The 2,174-nt window shown below is 36.1% G+C and carries 3 protein-coding genes; all 3 read right to left on the reverse strand.

Translation table 11 applies throughout. From position 1 onward, the window contains the following. A partial coding sequence (locus FD28_RS00190) for a ribbon-helix-helix protein, CopG family (protein ID WP_056971141.1) occupies positions 1-152 on the reverse strand: 152 nt, incomplete at its 3' end. Positions 153-216: 64 nt separating this feature from the next. Next, on the reverse strand, positions 217-564 hold the full coding sequence (locus FD28_RS00195) for a hypothetical protein (RefSeq protein WP_057731294.1): 348 nt from the start codon (positions 562-564) through the stop codon (positions 217-219). Positions 565-1,322: 758 nt separating this feature from the next. Then, positions 1,323-2,042, reverse strand: coding sequence for a replication protein (locus FD28_RS00205; protein ID WP_057731299.1), 720 nt, complete (start codon positions 2,040-2,042; stop codon positions 1,323-1,325). Between the last annotated feature and the right edge of the window lie 132 nt (positions 2,043-2,174).

Raw genomic sequence — 2,174 nt, forward strand, 5'->3', positions numbered from 1 at the left:
TTTTTTTGTTCTAATTCCTTTCTTGAATAATTTTCTAAAGCTAAAGCTAAAATTGCAGACTTAGAAAAACCCTTTTCTTTCGCAAGATTTTCCAAAGTAAAATACTGATCTTCGGTTAGACTGACCGTAATTCTTTTTTTATTTGTAGCCATATTTTTACTCCAAACCAAATCAAATTTAAGTACACCATTATTATGCATTTTTGCAACATTATTGTCAATAATATATGCTATAAATCTCTATTTCGCTAAAAACTCGCCAAAAACTCGCCAAAAACTCGCCGAGATTTAAAACTCTGTAACCATTGATATTAAAGGCTTGAAGACCATTTTTAACCAAAATTGGCACTCGGCACTTAAAAGGGGGGTCGTAGTACGGTCGCAAAATTCGCTCCCTTGCCCCCTGATTTTCAAATTTATATCCCACACGAATAAAACCATGGGCGCTGCCCAAACCTGCAAGCTGTGTCAGCTTGACCCCATAAATGAGCGGGTGCTCCCGCTCAAACTCACCCCGCACTCGCCGTGAGGCAGGCAAAAAAAGCAGGTGTGCTTTTCTTTGCATTCGCAAAAGTGTCTTGGTCTAGTGAGTCTATCAACTCCTTAAAGCCTCCTAGAACGGCTAAAAGCCGTTCTACGTCGATTTACCGTTGACAGACAGCTAATTATGCATTTAACAGCTAAAATGGCTTAAAGAGCAAATTAGAGCCATTTAAAGCCAACGTTCAAAGCAGCTAAAGTCCGAAGGATGCTAGTGACTGGACTTTAACTGCTTTGAACGTTTCAACTGACGCAAGTCAGTTTTGTTTGAGCGAAGCGAAATCTGATACAGGTTTTAATGGTTTTAGCGCAACGTCACCTTTGATGACGTGTAAGTGCGCATTTAGCATTTTCTTTTGATTTTTTTCATTGCTATTTTTAAAGCAATGCGCACTTACACACCACAATTAAAATTGATGGTGTTTGTGCTAAATTTCCTGTACCAGAAGTCGGCTAGCCGACAACAAAAAAAGACGAATTATAAAATTCGCCTTCAAAAACTATTTTCATTTCATTAATCACTTTCAAAAGTTTGTTTTTTATTCACTGTTCTTCACGATAAAAAAATACTTGTTTTACCAAGCTCACAATTAAAACAGCCATTGAAATAAGCAACGCGTATTTTATAACTGGGTCACTACTAAAAATCATTTTGTGTCCCACTAGTAAAGACAAAACAACAATAAAATCGAACCAAAATTGGCTCTGCTTATAAAACCTAAAATTAAAGTTAAATTTCACCACTTTCTCCTCTCCTAAATACAATCAAAACTGGCAAAGCCTTTACTGTAAGCCTTCATTTTCAGTCCCATCATCAAGTATTTCACCCGTTTCTTGGTCCAAATCGTTTCTGCCATATTTACGTTCCTGATAAACAGCATCAAAATATAGCCTTATCAATCCAGTATGAGCACGTAAAACCGAATTAACGACCTTGATACTAGGCATGCCATATTCTGAACCATGAGCTTTTAAAAAACGTCTCAATTCACGCATATTTGCCAAATTATGGTCATCAATCAAATCGCAAACATCATTCAGCATGTCATCTTTATCTTCAACATCAAGCGTAATATAGCGATCAATATCGAAATTGTTTAGCAAAGTAATATCATGCTTGCTGTATTTATGTTTTTTCTTTTCAATAGCGTCTTTAGACTCATGTGTAAGGTATGAATACATGCTTGCCATACTTCTGACGACTATTTGCACTTTAGCGATACTCCGATCACCTAGAAGCTGTTTAATCTTGTACCGAACACTATCAGCAGTAACTGGATTTTTAGCCACATAGACAACATGATAATGCGGCTTTTTATAGTGCTTGCCATTTCGTATGACATCATCAGGTGTCCATTTTGATTTATCAGTTTTTTCATCCATATCATGAAATGGACTAATAGCAATTGGAACACCAATTAATTCTAATTTCGATTTCCAATCTTCTGGAATAGATTCGGGATATAACAAAAAGGTGAAGTATCTTGATTTGTCTTTTGCCATAATGGTAAAATAGCCTTGATAGAACAACAATGTTTAGCGGAAACTATCGTCTTGCCCAAGCCGAGTTTTCGCTTATTTTTTTTGTTCTAATTCCTTTCTTGAATAATTTTCTAAAGCTAAAGCTAAAATTGC

The sequence above is a fragment of the Levilactobacillus hammesii DSM 16381 genome (assembly GCF_001434395.1).
Taxonomy (GTDB): domain Bacteria; phylum Bacillota; class Bacilli; order Lactobacillales; family Lactobacillaceae; genus Levilactobacillus; species Levilactobacillus hammesii.